At 59.4% G+C, this 15065-nt stretch carries 13 protein-coding genes; 4 read left to right on the forward strand and 9 right to left on the reverse strand.

Features of this window, described 5'->3' with window-relative positions; translation table 11 throughout:
* Positions 1-6: 6 nt before the first annotated feature.
* Entirely contained in the window at positions 7-1053 is a 1047-nt protein-coding gene (locus K2Q04_RS12295) for a TraB/GumN family protein (RefSeq protein WP_291164515.1), read from the forward strand.
* A gap of 4 nt (positions 1054-1057) precedes the next feature.
* On the opposite strand, the gene lpdA is transcribed toward K2Q04_RS12295, so the two are convergent.
* The 6 genes from lpdA to sucC form a co-directional block, all read right to left on the reverse strand.
* Positions 1058-2455 (reverse strand): dihydrolipoyl dehydrogenase, encoded by a 1398-nt coding sequence (gene lpdA / locus K2Q04_RS12300; RefSeq protein WP_291163998.1) that lies wholly within the window; start codon positions 2453-2455, stop codon positions 1058-1060.
* A 29-nt stretch (positions 2456-2484) separates the two neighbouring features.
* A complete protein-coding gene (locus tag K2Q04_RS12305) occupies positions 2485-2820 on the reverse strand; it encodes a hypothetical protein (protein ID WP_291164002.1) in 336 nt (111 codons plus the stop codon).
* A 12-nt stretch (positions 2821-2832) separates the two neighbouring features.
* Complete coding sequence (gene odhB / locus K2Q04_RS12310) at positions 2833-4137, reverse strand: 2-oxoglutarate dehydrogenase complex dihydrolipoyllysine-residue succinyltransferase (RefSeq protein ID WP_291164005.1); 1305 nt, start codon at positions 4135-4137, stop codon at positions 2833-2835.
* Between the two features lie 19 nt (positions 4138-4156).
* On the reverse strand, positions 4157-7120 hold the full coding sequence (locus K2Q04_RS12315; protein ID WP_291164008.1) for a 2-oxoglutarate dehydrogenase E1 component: 2964 nt from the start codon (positions 7118-7120) through the stop codon (positions 4157-4159).
* Between the two features lie 112 nt (positions 7121-7232).
* Positions 7233-8132 carry a succinate--CoA ligase subunit alpha gene (gene sucD / locus K2Q04_RS12320; RefSeq protein WP_291164011.1) on the reverse strand — a complete coding sequence of 300 codons (900 nt, stop codon included), beginning with the start codon at positions 8130-8132 and terminating at the stop codon, positions 7233-7235.
* A 116-nt stretch (positions 8133-8248) separates the two neighbouring features.
* Entirely contained in the window at positions 8249-9448 is a 1200-nt protein-coding gene (sucC, locus tag K2Q04_RS12325; protein ID WP_291164014.1) for an ADP-forming succinate--CoA ligase subunit beta, read from the reverse strand.
* Positions 9449-9644: 196 nt separating this feature from the next.
* Between sucC and K2Q04_RS12330 the strand changes: the two genes are divergently transcribed.
* Positions 9645-10283 carry a 2OG-Fe(II) oxygenase gene (locus K2Q04_RS12330; RefSeq protein WP_291164017.1) on the forward strand — a complete coding sequence of 213 codons (639 nt, stop codon included), beginning with the start codon at positions 9645-9647 and terminating at the stop codon, positions 10281-10283.
* A 60-nt stretch (positions 10284-10343) separates the two neighbouring features.
* On the opposite strand, the gene mdh is transcribed toward K2Q04_RS12330, so the two are convergent.
* Together mdh and zapE are read right to left on the reverse strand one after the other, a co-directional pair.
* Positions 10344-11315: a malate dehydrogenase gene (mdh, locus tag K2Q04_RS12335; RefSeq protein ID WP_291164020.1), complete on the reverse strand. Its 972-nt coding sequence runs from the start codon at positions 11313-11315 to the stop codon at positions 10344-10346.
* Between the two features lie 179 nt (positions 11316-11494).
* Positions 11495-12781 (reverse strand): cell division protein ZapE, encoded by a 1287-nt coding sequence (zapE, locus tag K2Q04_RS12340; RefSeq protein WP_291164023.1) that lies wholly within the window; start codon positions 12779-12781, stop codon positions 11495-11497.
* A 93-nt stretch (positions 12782-12874) separates the two neighbouring features.
* Here zapE and K2Q04_RS12345 point away from each other — a divergent pair, with 93 nt between their 5' ends.
* Both K2Q04_RS12345 and K2Q04_RS12350 read left to right on the forward strand, forming a co-directional pair.
* On the forward strand, positions 12875-13471 hold the full coding sequence (locus K2Q04_RS12345; RefSeq protein ID WP_291164024.1) for a GNAT family N-acetyltransferase: 597 nt from the start codon (positions 12875-12877) through the stop codon (positions 13469-13471).
* Between the two features lie 275 nt (positions 13472-13746).
* Positions 13747-13875 carry a hypothetical protein gene (locus K2Q04_RS12350; protein ID WP_280140573.1) on the forward strand — a complete coding sequence of 43 codons (129 nt, stop codon included), beginning with the start codon at positions 13747-13749 and terminating at the stop codon, positions 13873-13875.
* A gap of 285 nt (positions 13876-14160) precedes the next feature.
* Here K2Q04_RS12350 and K2Q04_RS12355 read toward each other — a convergent pair whose 3' ends face one another.
* Entirely contained in the window at positions 14161-14745 is a 585-nt protein-coding gene (locus K2Q04_RS12355) for a hypothetical protein (protein ID WP_291164027.1), read from the reverse strand.
* Between the last annotated feature and the right edge of the window lie 320 nt (positions 14746-15065).

Raw genomic sequence — 15065 nt, forward strand, 5'->3', positions numbered from 1 at the left:
TTGTCCATGAGTATCGCCATGACGTTCTTCCGTCGGCTGAGGTTTAGCCGCCGTTCTTTTTATGCTCTGACGGTTTTCGCTCTCGCATTCGCTGCAGGTCCCGTTGCTGCGGACGACTTGCCGGCGCGATGTCAGGGCACCGACATGCTCGCCGAGATGCAGGTCAAGCAGCCCACGCTCTTCGATAAGATCATGGCGGAAAGCAAGGCGACGTCCAACACCGAGGCCATGCTTTGGAAAGTCGAAAAGGCCGGCATTCCGGCATCCTATTTGTTCGGGACGATGCACCTCAGCGATACGCGCATAACCGAACTGCCGGCAGCTGCAGTCGACGCCATTGCGCATTCGAAATCAGTGGCGCTTGAAGTTGCAGATCTCTCTCCGGAAGCCGTGGCGGCGGCAATGGCGAAAGCCGCCGGGCTCATCGTCTATACGGACGGGTCCTCGCTCAAAAGCGCGCTTTCGTCCGACGACTACAACAAGGTCGAACGGATCGTCGTCAAATCCGGCATGCCGGGAGAATTGGCGGCTATGATGAAGCCCTGGCTCGTCAGCATGCTGCTCGCGACGTCCGATTGCGAACGCAAGCAGATCGCTTCCGGCAAGGTCGTGCTGGATCTCCGCGTTGCGGCCGAGGCCAAGAAAGCCGGAATTACCGTTACGGGATTGGAGACGATCGAGGGCCAGCTTCGTGCGCTCGCATCCATCCCCGACGATCAGCAAGTGGCGATTCTGAAAGTCGAACTCGACTACCTCAGCCGCGCCGACGACATGATGGAAACGATGGTGCAGATGTACGTGAAGCGGCAGATCGGTGCGGCGATGCCATTCCAGCTGGCGCTTGCGGCCAAGAGCGGAACGTCTCCGGACGCTTTCGATGGGTTCAAGAAAGCACTGCTGATCGACCGTAATGCAGGGATGCGCGACGCGGCGTTGCCGCTGCTCGAGAAGGGCAATGCCTTCGTTGCGATCGGCGCGCTGCATCTTCCCGGCCCGACCGGCCTCGTCGCGTTGCTGCGGGAGTCGGGCTACACCGTTACGCCGATCGAGTAGCGCGTCAGAAGTGGATGGCGCGCTTGGCGACGGCGAGCGCCGCTTCCTTGACGGCTTCCGAGAACGTCGGGTGCGCGTGGCAGGTGCGGGCCAGATCTTCCGCCGAACCGCTGAATTCCATCAGGACGCAAGCTTCAGCAATCAGTTCGCCCGCATTGGCGCCGATGATGTGAACGCCGAGAACACGATCGGTCTTGGCGTCGGCAAGGATTTTCACGAAGCCGTCGGTCATGTGAATCGCTTTGGCGCGGCCGTTCGCGGTGAAGGGGAATTTGCCGACATTGTAGGCGATGCCCGCGGCCTTCAATTCCTCTTCGGTCTTGCCGACACTCGCGACCTCTGGGCTCGTATAGATGACGTTCGGGATCACATCGTAATTCACGTGCCCTGCCTGGCCGGCGATGATTTCCGCAACGGCCACGCCTTCATCTTCTGCTTTATGCGCCAGCATGGGACCGGCGATGACGTCGCCGATGGCGAAGACGCCCGTGACGTTCGTTTGATAATGGCCATCAACCAGAACGCGCTTTTTCGGATCGAGGGCGATTCCCGCTTCAGCCAAACCCAGCCCCTCGGTGAAGGGCACCCGGCCGACGGCGACGAGCACGGCATCGGCCTCGACGGATTCGGCAACGCCGCCTTCGGCAGGTTCGACTTTCGCGATCACACCAGTGTCCGTCGTTTCGACGGCGGAGACTTTGCTCGACAGGCGGAAGGCAATCCCTTGCTTTTCGAGGATGCGTTGGAACGACCGGCCGATCTCGGCATCCATGCCGGGCAGAATGCGGTTCAAATATTCGATGACGAGGACTTCCGAGCCGAGCCGCCGCCAAACGGAGCCCAGCTCAAGCCCGATGACGCCGGCGCCGACGACGAGCAGCTTTTTCGGGACCGTCGTGAAGTCGAGAGCGCCCGTCGATGAGACTACACGCTTTTCGTCGATCTCGATGCCGGGAAGCCGCGTCACGTCGGAGCCCGTCGCGATCACGATCCATTTCGTCGCGAGCGTCTGCGTCTCGCCGCTTGGCGACGTTACGGCGACCTGGCCCGATTTGACGATGCGGCCGGTGCCGAAGACGCTGTCGATCTTGTTCTTCTTCAGGAGGTAGGCGACGCCGTCGACGTTGCCTTTGACGCCTTCGCGTTTGAACGCCTGCATCTTCGCGAGGTCGAGCTGGGCGTCGGTGTTGATGCCCATCGACGCGAAGCCGTTCTTCGTCTCGTCATAGGAATGCGATGCGTGAAGGAGGGCCTTCGAGGGGATACAGCCGACGTTCAAGCATGTGCCGCCAAACGTCGACCGCTTTTCGACGACGGCGACCTTCATGCCGAGCTGCGCGGCGCGGATCGCGCAGACGTAGCCTCCGGGGCCTGTGCCGATGACGATGAGGTCGTAATTCATTCCCTGAGATTTCCGTTATCGAGATGTCTCTAATTCTTCGGCTTGATTACATTCCAGGTACAGAGAACGTCGGGATTGACGACCACTTCGCCCGTCGACCTTAGAGTATATTCGCCCGGGAACGCATCGCTAAATCCGCGAAGATCGGGTGGCAAAAATCTTTCTGCTCCCGTCAATATTCCCGAACAGTCAATCCGAAAACCACCCGTCGGGTGCGCGGAGGTGATGACGCCGTAATACTGTACGTGATCAACGAGCGTTTCTCCGTCGGCCTCCAAAGTCGTGATGCCGACCAAGACTCGCTTTCCAACGAGAATTTCCGCTCTCTCGTCATCCCATCGCGGCAGCTGATCGGCGTTTGCCATGGTATGAGGAAGCTAAAGTTCCAGAATGAAGCGCTGCGGGTCTTCGAGGCATTCCTTGACGCGAACGAGGAAGGTCACGGCCTCTTTGCCGTCGACGATGCGGTGATCGTAGGAGAGCGCAAGGTACATCATCGGCCGGACGACGACTTGGCCGGCGCGGACGACGGGCCGCTCTTCAATGCGATGCATGCCGAGAATGCCGGACTGCGGGGCGTTCAAAATCGGCGTCGACATCAGCGATCCGTAAACGCCGCCGTTCGAGATCGTGAACGTGCCGCCCTGCATGTCCTCGATAGACAGCTTGCCGTCTCTTGCGCGCTTGCCGAACTCGTTGATGCGCTGCTCGATCTCGGCGAGGCTCAGGCGATCGGCATCGCGCACGACGGGCACAACGAGGCCTTTCTCCGTCCCGACAGCGACACCGATATGATAGTAATTCTTGTAGATGAGATCGTCGCCATCAATCTCGGCGTTGACGGCCGGGACGTCGCGCAGCGCCTGGATGCAGGCTTTGACGAACAGGCCCATGAAGCCGAGCTTCACGCCGTGGCGCTTCTCGAAAATGTCCTTGTACTGAGAGCGCAGCGCCATCACGGCGCTCATGTCGACGTCGTTGAACGTCGTCAGCATTGCGGCCGTGTTCTGCGCGTCCTTGAGGCGGCGGGCGATGGTCTGGCGCAGCCTCGTCATCTTGACGCGTTCTTCGCGTGTCGCGTCGTTGCCCGGCGAGGGAAGCCGCGTATCCTGCGGCACGGCTTTCAGCGACGGCGCGGTTTGAATGGCGACGACGTTCGTTGCGGGCGCGGAGCTTAGAACCTCATGCACCGGCGGCGCAGCGGCCGGTCTCGGCGCCGATGCCGTGGCGTTGGCGACGTCTTCCTTCAGGATTTGTCCGCGCCGTCCCGAGCCACGTATTTCCGAGGCTTCGAGGCCCGCCTCGGTCAGCGCCTTCTGAGCTGCCGGGGGCGGCGGTGGAGGAGCACCCGCGGCTGCGGGCGCTGGCTTTTCCGCCTCGCGCTCGGGAGCAGGCTGCGCGGGCTGAGATTTTGCCTCGGGCTTTTGCGATTGAGGCTTGCCGGCGCCTTCGCTCAATGCGGCGAGCAGCGATCCAACGGCGACTGTCGATCCGGATCGAACGAGAATTTCGCCGAGCACTCCAGAGGAGGGTGCGGGGACTTCAACCGTCACCTTGTCGGTTTCAAGCTCGACCAGCGGCTCGTCCGCATTGACGGAATCGCCTTCCTTCTTGAACCATTTGCCCACAGTCGCTTCCGTTACGCTTTCTCCGAGCGCGGGGACGCGAATCTCGATCGACATCTGAGCCTCTCAAACCTTCCTAAGTTCCGAGCGCGTCGGCGACGAGCGCGGTCTGCTCCTTGATATGCTGCGAAAGTAAACCTGTTGCGGTCGACGCGGATGCGGGCCGTCCTGCATACCGCGGTCGGCGATGAATGTATCCGAGGTGGTTCAGAACCCACTCGATATTCGCATCCATGAAGTACCAGGCACCCATATTTTTGGGCTCTTCCTGGCACCAGACGATCTCGGCGAACTTGAAGCGGCCAAGTTCCTGGATAAACGCGCGTGCCGCAAACGGATAAAGCTGTTCGACGCGAAGGATATAGACGTCGTCACGGCCTTGCGCGTCGCGCGCGTCGAGAAGGTCATAGTAGACCTTACCGGTGCAGATGACGACGCGCTTGATCTCGTTGTCGGGCTTGAGCTTGATGGAGGAGGTGCCACGTTCGGCATCGTCCCACAGCAGGCGATGGAAACTCGCGCTCGGACCGAAATCCTCGATCTTGGAAACGACGCGCTTGTGGCGCAGCAGCGACTTCGGCGTCATCAGGATCAGGGGCTTGCGGAAATTGCGATGCAATTGCCGGCGCAAGATATGGAAGTAGTTTGCAGGCGTCGTGCAGTTGGCGACCTGCCAATTGTCTTCAGCCGAAAGCTGTAGATAGCGTTCGAGACGCGCAGAAGAATGCTCCGGTCCCTGCCCCTCATAGCCGTGAGGCAACAGGCATACCAATCCGGACATGCGCAGCCACTTGCGCTCACCCGACGACAGGAACTGGTCGAAGATAACCTGCGCACCGTTCGCGAAGTCGCCGAATTGCGCTTCCCAAAGCGTCAACGCGTTGGGTTCGGCGAGCGAATAGCCGTATTCGAAGCCGAGAACAGCTTCTTCCGACAACATCGAGTTGACGATTTCGAAGCTCGCCTGGTTGGTCGAGAGGTGCTTCAACGGAGAAAACCGGCGTTCGTTTTCCTGGTCGATGAAAACGGCGTGACGCTGCGAGAAGGTGCCGCGTTCGCAATCCTGGCCGGACAGGCGGACGCGGAAGCCCTCCATCAAAAGCGACGCGAACGCCATGTGCTCGGCCATCGCCCAGTCGATGCCCACGCCCGTATCGATCATTTCGCGACGGCGCTCGAGAAGCTTGGCGGCCGTCTTGTGCATGTGGAAATCGTTCGGGATCGTGGTGATGCGATGCCCGATATCTTTCAGCGTATCGATCGGAATGCCCGTGTTGCCGCGCCAATCATCGCTATCGGGGCGGGTGATGCCGGACCAGCGTCCGTCGAGCCAGTCGGCCTTGTTGGGCTTGTAGCCGTCGGAGAAACTGAACTCCTTGTCGAGGTTGGCGCGGACCGTCGCCTTCATCTCGGTGAACTCGGCCGGGGTCATCACACCCTCATCCATGAGCTCTTTCGAATAGATGTCGACGACCGTCGGGTGCGATTTGATCCGCTTGTACATCGCCGGCTGCGTGAACATCGGCTCGTCCGTCTCGTTGTGACCGTGACGGCGATAGCAGAACATGTCGATGACGACGGGCTTCTGGAAGCGCTGGCGGAACTCGGTCGCAATTTTCGCGACGTGGACGACGGCTTCAGGACTGTCGCCGTTCACGTGGAAGATCGGCGCTTCGATCATCAGCGCCACGTCGGAGCAATAGGGCGATGACCGCGAGTGATGCGGCGCGGTCGTAAAGCCGATCTGATTGTTGATGATGAAATGAATGGATCCGCCGGTCCGATGCCCCCGGAGACCCGAGAGACCGAAGCATTCGGCGACCACGCCTTGGCCTGCGAACGCCGCATCGCCGTGAATGAGAAGGGGCATCACCCGCGTGCGATCGCCGCTCGGGCAGCCTGCCTGGTCCTGCTTTGCGCGGACTTTGCCGAGCACGACCGGATCGACGATTTCGAGATGCGAGGGATTTGCGGTCAGCGACAAGTGAACGGTGTTGCCATCGAACATGCGGTCCGACGATGCGCCGAGATGGTATTTCACATCGCCGGAGCCTTCCACGTCGTCGGGCTTGAACGAACCGCCCTTGAACTCCTTGAAGATGGCGCGGAGCGGCTTCGACATTACGTTGGCGAGCACGTTGAGACGGCCGCGGTGGGCCATGCCCATGGCGATTTCCCGAACGCCCAAATGGCCGCCGCGCTTGATGATCTGCTCGAGCGCGGGAATGATCGATTCCGCGCCGTCGAGGCCGAAGCGCTTCGTGCCGGTATATTTGAGATCGCAGAATTTCTCGAAGGTTTCGGTCTCGATCAGTTTTCTGAGAATGGCCTTCCGGCCCTCGGGCGTGAACCGGATGTCTTTTTCCGCGCCTTCGATGCGCTCCTGGATCCAGCCTTTTTGCGTCGGGTCGGTGATGTGGGTGAACTGGACGCCGATTTTCCGGCAATAGGTTCGCCGCAGAATCGTAACGATCTGGCGCATCGTTGCCGTTTCGAGGCCCATCACGCGGTCGATGAAAATCGGGCGATCGAGATCGGCTTCGGTAAATCCATAGGTTTCCGGCATCAGCTCGCGATGCGCGCGGCGGTCTGCGAGACCAAGCGGATCGAGGTCTGCCGCCAAGTGGCCGATAACGCGATAGGCGCGGATCAGCATCAGAGCGCGAATGGAATCCTGCGTCGCGCGGAGGGAAGCCGCGGGCGTCAGCTCAAAACCGGCGATCTGCGCGCGGCGTTCGATCTTATCGCGAATGGTGCGTTCGCCTTCGCCGTAATCGCCGGTCAAAGCGCCGACGAGATCGCGGTCCGCGCCGTTCTCATTCAAAAGTGCCGACAGCGGCGGAGCCCACGCCGGGCCTCCGGAATTTGCGGGGACGGAAGAGGGCGCTTCTTTTATGCTTTCAAAGAACCTTCGCCATTCATCGCTGACGGCGCCGGGATTGCGCTCGTATTCAGCCTGCATGTCTTCGATGTAGGGCGCGTTGGCAGCGCTCAAAAAGGAAGTGCGTAGAAAAGCTTCGTTCTGGCCATTTCGTGCCATGAAATTCGTCCTTATTCATACTCCAAAAGCATCGCCTTCATGCTCTGGATGACGCGGACAAGACCGGATAATGCGTGCCGCCGGTCGTTCGGCCTATTCGTTCTGGCGGAGGCTACTCTCGCAAGACTTCAACAAGAGTACGACCCAGAGCGGCGGGGCTCGGCGCGATGGCGATGCCTGCGGCTTTCATCGCCTCAAGCTTGTCCTCTGCTTTACCCTTGCCGCCCGAGATGATTGCACCGGCATGACCCATGCGCCGCCCAGGGGGCGCAGTCACGCCAGCGATGAAACCTGCCATCGGCTTTTTGCGTCCCTTCTTCGCTTCGCGAATCAGGAACTCAGCGGCGTCTTCCTCAGCGGAACCGCCGATCTCGCCGATCATGATGATCGACTGCGTGTCGTTGTCGGAAAGGAACAGGTCGAGGACGTCGATAAATTCCGTGCCCTTGACGGGGTCGCCGCCGATGCCGACGGCGGTGGTCTGCCCGAGCCCAACATCAGTTGTTTGTTTCACGGCCTCATATGTGAGCGTTCCGGAGCGCGATACAATGCCGACGGAGCCCTTCTGGAAAATGTTGCCGGGCATAATGCCGATCTTGCATTGGCCGGGCGTCAGCAGGCCCGGGCAGTTCGGGCCGACGAGCCGTGACTTCGAGCCATCGAGGGCCCTTTTGACGCGGACCATATCCATCACCGGGATACCTTCGGTGATGCACACGATGAGCGGCAATTCCGCGTCGATGGCTTCGAGGATGGCGTCAGCCGCGAAGGGCGGGGGAACGTAAATCGAGGTTGCTGTTGCGCCTGTCTTGGCGACGGCCTCGCCGACGCTATCGAAAAGCGGAACGTCCGCGAGTTCGGCGTCGGGGTGCTTGGAGCCGCCTTTACCGGGCGTGACGCCGCCGACGATCTTGGTGCCGTAGGCGCGGGCCTGCTTCGTGTGAAAGGTGCCTTGGCTTCCCGTTATTCCTTGGCAAATGACCTTGGTGTTCTGGTCGATAAGAATGGACATTCCAACCCCGCGTGAAGGCGCGTCACAGCGCCTACATTTTGCGCATTTTTTGCACCGCAGCAAGTAGAACTGGGTGTTTAACTCATAAGCTTACGAAGTTTCAACCGCGAACACTGCTAAGCTGCGTTCTTCAACTGATCAGTGATTTTCTTGGCGGCGTCGGCGAGATCGTCGGCGGGAATGATTTTCAGACCCGATTCCTTCAGGATTTTCTTGCCAAGATCCACGTTCGTCCCTTCCAGCCGGACGACGAGCGGAACTTTGATATCCATCTCGCGCGCAGCGGCGACGACGCCCTCCGCGATGATGTCACAACGCATGATGCCCCCGAAAATATTGACCAAGATCCCTTTGACGGACTCGTCTGCCAGAATGATCTTGAACGCCGCCTGAACCTTTTCCTTCGAGGCACCACCGCCGACATCGAGGAAGTTTGCGGGCTCGGCACCGTAAAGCTTGATGATGTCCATCGTCGCCATGGCCAGGCCGGCGCCGTTCACGAGGCAGCCGATGTTACCGTCCAGCTTGACGAAGGCGAGATCGTATTTCGAAGCTTCGATTTCGGTCGGATCTTCCTCGCCGAGGTCGCGCAGGGCGACGATCTCCGGATGGCGGTAGAGGGCATTTGAATCAAAGTTCATCTTGCCGTCGAGGCAGATGAGCTTGCCGTCCTTCGTGACGACGAGCGGATTGATCTCGAGGAGGCTCATGTCCTTCTCGACGACCATGCGATAGAGGTTTTCAACAAGGTTTCCACAAGCTTTCAACTGGTCGCCCTTGAGGCCCAGCGCGAAGCCGACCTTGCGGCCATGGAACGGTTGATAGCCAGTTGCCGGGTCGATGGTGAGGGTGTGGATTTTTTCGGGCGTGTCGTGGGCCACGTCCTCGATGTTCATGCCGCCGGCTTCGCTGACGATGAATGCAACGCGCGACGTTGCGCGGTCGACGAGCGCCGAGAGATAAAGCTCGCGCGCAATCGCGGAACCGTCTTCGATATAAAGCCTGTTGACGACGCGGCCTGCAGGGCCGGTCTGGACGGTCACCAGCGTCTTGCCAAGCATTTCGCTCGCGAACTGCTCGACCTCTTCCAGAGACTTGGCGAGGCGGACGCCGCCCTTGTCCCCGGCCGATGGCTGCTTGAACTTGCCTTTGCCGCGGCCGCCGGCGTGGATCTGGGCCTTGACGACCCAGACGGGGCCGGGAAGTTTTTTCGCAGCTTCGACGGCCTCTTCCACGGAAAATGCGGCAAACCCGTTCGGGGTCGGCACGCCGTATTCGCGGTAGAGTTCTTTGGCTTGATATTCGTGGATGTTCATAACCGAGCCCTCACAGAACAAATCTCCGTCATCATGCGCATCGCGGCAGCGCGTGCCGCTTTTTGTCCAAATTGCCAACGCTAAGGTCACGATGCACCGGCATTTTCGCGGTGCGCCCGGGCCGCCCATTGAGTCGGCCTTGCAAGAACCGTAAATCCGGTTTCGATACTCGCTTAGTCAATAACGGGGAACGTCTATGACATTTGCCTGCATCAACATCGATGGCTTGAAGGCGGCGCGGACTGGCCGCGATCCCTTCAATTTCCTGGTCGGCGAGAATTTCATCCAGCCGTCGACCGTGGAGCCGCTGAAGAAAGATTTTCCTGATCTGAAGGAGCCCGGGTTTCTGACAGAGACCGACATTGGAGAGGGCATCCATGGCGCCTTCCAGAAGCTGCTCGCAGATCTGAAGAGCCCCGAAGTTTCGAAGATCGTCTCCGAGAAGCTCGATATCGATCTCGTCGGCAAGCCGAAGATGATCACCATTCGCAAGCTGTCGGCTGCGAAGGACGGCCGCATCCACACGGACGGCGAAGCCAAGATCGCGACGATGCTCACTTATCTCAACGACAAGTGGGACGGCACCGGAGCCGGCTGCCTCCGCGTTCTGCGCAACGATCACGACTTCGAGGATTACGTCGAGCAGATCAGCCCGCTCACCGGCACGGTTTTCGCCTTCCGGCGCTCCGATTTTTCGTGGCACGGGCACACGCCGTTCGTCGGCGAGCGCCGAGTCGTGCAAATGACGTGGCTTAGAAGCGAAGCCGACGTCGCCCGCAAGGAGAAGCGCGGCGCGCTCTCGCACAACCTGAAGAAAATGTTCAAGTTCGGCTGAGGCCGAAACCCTTATCTCATCTTCCTGAGGGTGGCGTGCCGGCAAGGTTGCGCCACCCTTTTAGTTTGCGAGGACCGGATTGATTTTCTTGCAGGCGTCGATGAGGCCCTGCACGGAGGCGACAGACTTCTCGAACATCGCCTTTTCGCCTTCATCCAGCGAAACCTCGACGATCTTTTCGATGCCGCCCGCACCGATGATGGCGGGAACGCCGACATAGGTGTCTTTCTGGCCGTATTCGCCGCTCAAATAGGCGGCGCAGGGCAGCATGCGCTTCTTGTCCTTCAGATAGCTCTCGGCCATGGCGATGGCGGAAGCCGCCGGGGCGTAGAAGGCCGAGCCCGTTCCCAGAAGGGCGACGATTTCGCCGCCGCCGCCGCGCGTGCGCTTGATCATAGCGTCGAGGCTTTCCTGGCTGAAGAAGCCGAGCTTCACGCAGTCGGGAAGCGGAACGCCGCCAATCGTCGAGTAGCGGACCATCGGCACCATGTCGTCGCCGTGGCCGCCCAGCGTCAGGGCGCGAACATCCTCGATCGAGACGCCGGCTGCTTCGGCGAGGAAGTGGGAGAAGCGAGCGCTGTCCAGCACACCGGCCATGCCGACGACCTTGTTCGTGGGGAGTCCGGTGAATTTCTGGAGAGCCCAAACCATGGCATCGAGCGGGTTTGTGATGCAGATGACGAAAGCATTGGGGGCGTGGGTTTTGATCGCGGTGCCGACCTGCTCCATCACTTTCAGATTGATGCCGAGGAGATCGTCGCGGCTCATGCCGGGTTTGCGAGGAACGCCGGCGGTGACGATGCAAACGTCCGCTCCAGCGATTGCCGCGTAGCCATCGGGGCCCGTTCCCGAAATTCGGGCATTATATCCTTCGACGGCTGCAGTCTGCGAGAGATCCAGGGCTTTGCCCTTCGCGACACCTTCAATGATGTCGGTCATGACGATATCGCCGAGTTCCTTGAGGCCTGCCAAAAGGGCGAGCGTGCCACCAATCTGTCCCGATCCGATCAGTGCAATTTTGGTGCGCGCCATGGCTGCTCCCCCGGAGATCACTAAAATGACGGCCGCGATTGCGAACCGCGATGTTGCAGCTGCGTAATCAAATTCAGCGGCCCGTCAAGCACAAGACGCAAATTTCTTCTCAAAGTCTGGCTGCGCGCCGTGATTTGGTACGATCGGAACGACAGAACATGGGCCCGCCATTTTCGGCTTCAGTGGCGCGTACGGCCCCCAGAATGGCCCGCCAAATAGGCTTCCGAGCGCATTTCGGTCAGCCGAGACGCGGTTCGCTGGAAGAGATCGGCGCCATCGCCCTTCGGGTACAGCGCGGCCGGCTCGGCGGCGGCCGAGGCGATGAGGCAGATGCGGCCGTCGTAGAGAGCGTCGACAAGATTGATGAAGCGACGCGCGACGTCCCGCCGGTCGGGCGTGAGCAGAGGGATCCCATCAATAATGACGGTGTGGAAGGCGTGGGCGATATGAATGTAATCGTTCGCACCCAATGGCTGATCGCAAAGATCGGCGAACTGAAAGCGGGCGACGCCCATGGATGCGACCGGCACCTGGACCTTGCGGCCTTTGACATCCAGCGTTTGCGGTTTTCCGGGATGGTTGCCGGTCAGCCGTTTCCAATGCGCATCGAGAGCGGCTTTGGCGGCTGTATCGATCGGATGAAAGTAAAGCGTCTCGCCTGAAAGCTTATCGAGCCGGAAATCCTTCTTCGCGCCGAGCTCGACCACGTCGAGCTGCTTTTCGAGCGACGATATAAAGGGAAGGAAAAGCTGGCGGTTGAGGCCGTTCTTATAGAGCTCCGACGGGCGCGCATTGGACGTCGCAACGACGACGGTACCTGCCGCGAAGAGCGCTTCGAACAACCGGCCAAGGATCATGGCATCGGCAATATCGGTGACGTGCAGCTCGTCAAAGCATAGAAGCCGCGCTTCTTTTGCGATCGTCTCCGCGACGTGTGGAATTGGATCGCCGTCGACCGTCTTTCGGGCTTCGCCGATGCGGTCATGCACGTCGGCCATGAATTCGTGAAAATGCGCACGCCGTTTCGGCTCGAAGGATGTCTCCTCAAAAAAGAGGTCCATCAGCATTGTCTTGCCGCGGCCGACCGAGCCCCAAATGTAAAGACCCTTCGGCGGTACCGGCGGTTTGCCGAACACTTTCGCGAGCATCCCGTTTTTCGGCCGATACGCCGCGAGTTCACGTTCCAGCTCGTCGAGACGTATCGCGAGTGCGGCCTGCGCGGCGTCGGGCTCGATCTCTTGCTCGGCGAGCCGCCGATTATATCCTTCGATGATCGTCGCCATCCGGCCCCCAATCGTGATCCGCTTTCGGTAATCGGCGGAAGCCGAGAGATGCAACAGCGGATCGCCGCGACGAATTGGGGTGCGCCGAATGTCGCTCTCCAATTGCGTCGCATCGCTCAGCGCCCAGCAATCAAAGGTTCGGCACCGTCCGTCGCCTAAAAATGCATTGCTGCTTTGCAGCATTTTCTATCGCTCCGCACAGAATAAGTCCCATTTTAGGGGAAGTTACAAGCGCTTAGCGCGCGGCGGCGCGGCGTGAAGCGAGGAGATTGAATAATGTTGAAAGAGGCTCCGGAGGCAAGCGCGGACCGGCTTGGTTCAATCAGGCGGCTGCTGACAAGCGAGAGCTACTTGCTCGCCGAACATTTGCAACGGCTCGACCCCGAGGCGCGTCATCGCCGTTTCGGTCACGATGTTTCTGATGAATTCATCACTCGCTACGCGTCGCACGCGGGCGATTTCGGCAACGTGACTTTCGGCTATTTTGTTGACGGCGAATTGCGGGCGGTCGCGGAATTGCGTCCGGATGATCTCATGCATCGCCCCGGAGCCGAGGTTGCATTCTCAGTGGAGAAGCCGTTCGTAAATCGCGGGATTGCTACACAGTTGATGGGCCGCGTGATACGCACGGCACGCAATCGTGGACTGCGCCACCTCATTCTCGTGTGCTTGCCCGATAATGCGAAGATGCAAGCGATCGCGCGTCACTACGGAGCGGAGATCAAGGTCGAGGACGGTTCCGTCATCGCGGACATCATTCCCAAAGATCCGGATTATCAATCGTGGGTCGGCGAATTGTTGGACGAGCGAATGACGTACCTTCACTCTGCGCTTGATTTCCAAAAGCGTCTCAGAGGCGCGGCCGAATTGTAATTGCGATTGGCTGTCCGAACGCGAATTGAGTAATTCGATATCGCTCAATTCAGATACAACGAGATGTTTGCAGCGCGGTAATTCGAGCCCGCGAGTCGTTCTAAAGGCCAATAGACGTCGAAAAATAAGAAAAATTGAGTCATTATCGCAACAGTTTGCGTTAATAAACGCCTTTTTGCCCGCGATTTCAAACTTCTCCGTCTACAAAGCTCTCGAATTTGCTCATGTTTGTGAAGTTCGAGCTGATTCGAACATCCTAGAGGGAGATTAATACTATGGCTAAGGCAGCTAAGGCAGTTAAGACGGTCGCGAAGCGCAAGAAACCCGTTGCCAAGAAGGCAGCACCTGCGAAGAAGACCGTCAAGAAGGCAGTCAAGAAAGTCGCCAAGCGGAAAGCCGCTTAATTCCATTTCGCGTCCCGGAGCTCTGGACTGGGCACTCAGGCTTCGGACGCAAATGCAAATGGCGAATGGGCGCTCTCGAAGCGCCCCTTTCTCTCCAAACGGTACTATCCAATGGCCGGGCGATTGCGATAAGCATCACCGGCCATATCTTTTTTCCGATATAAGCCGCCGATTCCTCCGGATCGGCCGCGGAATTCGCCGACGATATCGAACGGCAATCCTCATGCTTTCATTCAAAACGGCGAAATATGAGCAGGCCGATTGCTCGACCTGCCCATATTGCATTTAGCCTACGCGGAACACGGCGCCGGCGACCGATCTCGCCCGCTCGCGCACTGCGTTTCCGTCGTTGCCGGATTTTACGATCCACTGGCCGTTGGCCGCGCGGCCGGTGATCATGCCGACGTGATGCGGCCAGACGACCACGGCACCGATCTGTGGTCCGCTCGCGCGTCCGTAACGCTTCCAGTTGGCAGCGAGGTTGAATTCTGGACCTCCGCCCAACTGCGTGCGCATCCACCAACCGCACCATGCCCGGGGGCGGCCGCCAACGTTGCCAGCCGACGCATATTTGCGGCCGCTATAGGAGCGGCGCTGTGCGTAGTGACGTCCACCACTGCCGCTGTTGGCATAGTGACGGCGTGTTCCGGAACGAGACGCATAACCGGAACCAGATTTGCGGTTTGAATATTGACGGTGGGCAGAGCTACGCGATGCGTAGCGGGCCGAGTACTGCCGCTTGCCAGCGGAATGCTTATAGGAGCGCTCGTAACGGTCACCCTTGTGACCCTGATAGTTGCGCGCCTCGGCCGATGTCATACCGGCCAACCAAGCCAAGCACATCGCCACTGCGATTAAACTCAATCGCATCTTAACTCTCCTTACACTTGTCTTCACAAACGCGGCGCACTCACCGTCGTAATGGGGCGAAAACAAGAGAGGATTCGACGCGCGACATATCGTCTTGCCGATCCACAACTGGCGCGGGTTTGGGAATTTCGGCCTATTTATTAAAAAGTTAACTCAAATAAACCGGTGCATTCAAAGGTTCGTTCACTACCTTTGGGCGAGTAAATTGTGAAGTTTGCGTAATGAACGACGCGATATGTGATCGATTTTAACCGTCACATCGGGCATTTTTTGCGAACCGGGGTGCGGCGACAATCCGCACACAAACGCCTAAATCACCG

Origin of the sequence: Hyphomicrobium sp., from assembly GCF_019753045.1 — a bacterium.
Classification (GTDB): Bacteria; Pseudomonadota; Alphaproteobacteria; order Rhizobiales; family Hyphomicrobiaceae; genus Hyphomicrobium_B.